This window comes from Rugamonas rubra (assembly GCF_900114705.1).
In the GTDB taxonomy this organism is placed as follows: domain Bacteria; phylum Pseudomonadota; class Gammaproteobacteria; order Burkholderiales; family Burkholderiaceae_D; genus Rugamonas; species Rugamonas rubra.
Genome location: NZ_FOTW01000062.1, coordinates 1 through 3744, shown reverse-complemented (window position 1 = coordinate 3744; position 3744 = coordinate 1). Strand labels below are relative to the sequence as shown.

Below are 3744 nucleotides of genomic sequence, written 5' to 3'. Positions count from 1 at the left end.
TCGGATAGCATCATGCCGAGAAGTTAACACAACGAAACCGCGTTTACAACCGCTATCGATTGCTTAAGTCAACGGCATTAGGGTCTGACCCTGGCTCTTTGCCTTTGGGTGGTTCGGGCGTCGCCTGCTTAGGCGCGCAGGCGCTGGCGCACGGGTTCGGCCGGGGCGGCCTGGCGCGCCGCGCGGGCAGCCACCGCCAGCGCCTTGGCCGGCACGGCGCGCGGCGCCAACCGCAGCACGTCGGCGCCGGTGCCGGCCGCGCGCGCGGCGTCATCCACCCGGTCGACCTTGAAGTGGCTGACCAGCGTGGTCAGCTTGTTGGCCTGCTGGTGCATGGCCTCGGCGGCGCCGGCGGCCTCCTCGACCATGGCGGCGTTGTGCTGGGTGGCGCCGTCCATCTCGGTCAGCGCGATGTTGATCTGCTCGATGCCGCTCTCCTGGTCGGCGCTGGCCTGGCTGATCGAGGCCATGATGGCGGTCACCCGCCGCACGCTCTGCACCACCTCGTGCATGGTGGCGCCGGCGCTCTTGGCCAGCTGGCTGCCACTGTCGATCTTTTCGGCCGAGTCGTTGATCAGCTTCTTGATCTCGCGCGCGGCGGTGGCCGAACGTTGCGCCAGGCTGCGCACCTCGCCGGCGACGACGGCGAAGCCGCGTCCCTGGTCGCCGGCGCGGGCCGCCTCGACGGCGGCGTTCAGCGCCAGAATGTTCGTCTGGAAGGCGATGCCGTCGATGACGCCGGTGATGTCGACGATCTTGTGGGCGAAGTCGTTGATCGCCTCCATCGTCTCGACCACGTCGGACACCACGCGGCCGCCCTGGCCGGCCACGTCCGAGGCCGACTGCGCCAGCTGGTTGGCGGCGCGGGCGTTGCCGCTGTTCTGTTTGACGGTGACGGTCAGCTGCTCCATCGACGAGACGGTTTCCACCAGCGCGTCGGCCTGCTGCTCGGTGCGGCGCGACAGGTCCAGGTTGCCGGCGGCGATTTCGCGCGCGGCGTGGTCGATGTCGGCGGCGCCGTCGCGCACCTGGGCGACGGTGTGGGCCAGGCGGCCGTTCATGTCGTTGAGGGCGTCGAGCAGTTGGCCGATCTCGTCGCTGCGCTGGTGGCGCAGGGTGGCGCGCAGGTCGCCGGCGGCCACGCGCAGGGCCAGCGCGACGGCCTGCCGGAGCGGCACCACGACGCTGCGGGTGAGCAGCCAGGCCAGCACGGCGCAGGTGAGCAGGGCGGCGGCGCCGAGGGCGCTGAGCAGGATCTGGCTGTTGCGGAACTGGGCGGCCGACTCCTCGGCCAGCGCGCGCGCCTGGCCGGTCTGGTGCTGCAGCAGCGCCTCGACGGCGGCGCCGTACTGCTTGAAGGTGGCGGCCATGCTGGTCTCGACCAGCTCGCCGACCTCCTGCGTCTTGCCGAGGTCCTTCAGGCGGAACACCTCGGTCTGCACCGCCAGATAGGCGCCCTTGTGCTGCTGCACGGCGCGCCACAGCGTCCGCTCGGCGCCTTCCTGCGGCAGGGCGCCCAGCTTCTGCTCCAGCGCGGCCTGGGCCTTCTGGCCGCCGGCCAGCTCGGCGAGGAAGTATTCGGCCACCTCCAGGCTGTCGCTACGGGCGATCGAGGTGGCGCGCAGGCCGTTGAGGCGGGCGGCGGCGAGCAGTTCGGCGCTGAGCTGCTGCCGCGCCAGCTTGTCGTGCACCAGGTCGGAGGTGAGCGCGTCGGCGCTGTGCATGCGCCACAGGGCCAGCGCCGACATGCAGGCCATCACCAGCAGAACGATGGCGAAGGAGGCGATGACGCGGAGACTGGTGGTGAGCTTGGGGAGTGTCATGGTGGGGTCCAGGGTGTGGGGACTGCGGAAGTGGACCCAGCATACCTGCCGTTTGTGACACTGTAATTACATACAAGAAACAGTTGTTGCTATTTATGAAAGTCAACACGGAAGCGCACCGGGCCGACCAGTTCCACCTCGTGGCGCATCTGCGGTTCGACCACGCCGAACAGGTCGGGCGTCAACAGCAGCACCTCCTGCTCCGGTTCGCTGATGTGGTAGCGCAGGCTGCCTTCGAGGACGGTGATGCGGCCCCACACGCCGGCGGCCGTGGTGTGGCCCTTTTGCAGCGCGGCGGGCGTGCTGGCCTCGGTGAACTCGGGGCTGCTTCTGTAGTGCGTGACGTGGGCGGGCAGGGTTTTCATGGCGACTCCGGTGGGGCATGGGTTCAGGTGGGATTCAGGCGACTTCGAGCTTGCCGAAGAAGCCGTACTGCAGGCTGCCGCCGATGCGCCGCGCCACGGTCATGAACTCGGCCGCCACCTCGGGCGCGAAGAGGCGGCCGGTGGCGGCCTCGAACAGCGCCAGCCAGCGGCGGAAGTGCTCCGGCTGTACGCCGCCGAGCAGCATGTGCTTGCCGAACACATTGCCTTGGAAGTCGCGGCTGCCCAGCATGACGGTGCTCCAGAAGTCGACCATGCGTTCCAAGTGCGGTCCCCAGTTGGCGCCGATGGCCTGGTTGAACAGAGGGAAGAGTTCGGCGTCGCGCCGCACCTCGTCGTAGAATTCGTTGACCAGGGTGGCGATGGCGGCGCGGTCCAGCGTGCTTGATGGCATGGTGTCGGTTTGCTTGAGTGGATGGGGAAATGGTAAGCGATATCGCGGTGTAAAGCAATATTTTAGATGAATGTTTAAGCTGGGCGGCTCAGTGCGCCATCAACACCGGCACCGTCATCGCCCGCAGCACGGTGCTGGTGGCGCCGCCCAGCACCATCTCGCGCAGGCGGGCGTGGCCGTAGCCGCCCATGACGATCAGGTCGGCGTCCAGCTCGGCCGCCAGCGACAGGATGGCCTCGCCGATGTCGTCGGCGGCGGGCCGCTCGCTGACCTCGACCTTGACGCCGTGGCGCGCCAGGTAGAGCGCGATGTCGGCGCCGGGCACTTCGCCGTGGACGCTGTTGTGGGCCGCGGGATGGAACACCGCCAGCGTGACCAGGCCGGCGCGGCGCAGCAGCGGGATGGCGGCGGTCAGCGCGCGGGTCGCCTCCTGGCTGCCGTCCCAGGCCAGCAGGGCGTGGCGGTCGATGTGTTCGAAACGGCCGACGCGCGGCAGCACCAGCACCGGCCGCATGCTGTTGAGCAGCACGTACTCGGGCAGCGTGGCGACGATGCCGGGGCCGGCCTCGCCTTCCTCGGGCTGGCCGAGCACCACCAGGTCGGCGTAGCGGGCCTGCAGCGCCAGGCCGGCCTCGGCGTCGTCGTCGAGGCGGCGCGCCTCCCAGCTGCGCACGCCGAGCCGCTCGGCCTGGGCGGTGAAGCCGGCCAGCGCCCGGTCGGCGCACTCGTAGAGGAAGGACAGGTCGGGCGTGACGAAGCCGGCGCTGGGGTCGACCGCGCCGCACTGGTAGATGAACTGGGTCAGGCCGGTCATGGCCGCGCCGACCAGGTGGGCGTCCTCGGTCATGGCGAGCTGGGCCGCCAGCGCGACCCGCTCGGGAGTGCGTTTGGACGGGTCGACGTGGACCAGGATGGTGCGGTAGGACATGGTGGCTCCTTGTGCGGACGGCGGACGGCGGACGGGCCGGACTGTGCCCCCCCATGGTACGAAGCGCGCCCCGAAAAATGATTGATCTAGATCAAAAACGTCAGCATTGTCGTCCCGGCAATGGGGGGCGGCCGCTGGCGGCTATCAAACCACCCAGGGGCCAGGGTCAGACCCTAATGCCGTTGACTTAAGCAATCGATAGCGGTTGTAAACGCG

The 3744-nt window shown here is 69.1% G+C and carries 4 protein-coding genes; all 4 read right to left on the bottom strand.

What is annotated here, in order from left to right; translation table 11 throughout:
- Positions 1 to 128: 128 nt before the first annotated feature.
- Positions 129 to 1823 carry a methyl-accepting chemotaxis protein gene (locus BM252_RS29620; protein ID WP_093391361.1) on the bottom strand — a complete coding sequence of 565 codons (1695 nt, stop codon included), beginning with the start codon at positions 1821 to 1823 and terminating at the stop codon, positions 129 to 131.
- Between the two features lie 89 nt (positions 1824 to 1912).
- On the bottom strand, positions 1913 to 2188 hold the full coding sequence (locus tag BM252_RS29615; protein WP_093391360.1) for a TehB family protein: 276 nt from the start codon (positions 2186 to 2188) through the stop codon (positions 1913 to 1915).
- 34 nt (positions 2189 to 2222) lie between these two features.
- Positions 2223 to 2600, bottom strand: a complete 378-nt coding sequence (locus BM252_RS29610) for a group III truncated hemoglobin (RefSeq protein ID WP_093391358.1) — start codon at positions 2598 to 2600, stop codon at positions 2223 to 2225.
- An 88-nt stretch (positions 2601 to 2688) separates the two neighbouring features.
- A complete protein-coding gene (locus BM252_RS29605) occupies positions 2689 to 3528 on the bottom strand; it encodes a universal stress protein (protein ID WP_093391357.1) in 840 nt (279 codons plus the stop codon).
- Between the last annotated feature and the right edge of the window lie 216 nt (positions 3529 to 3744).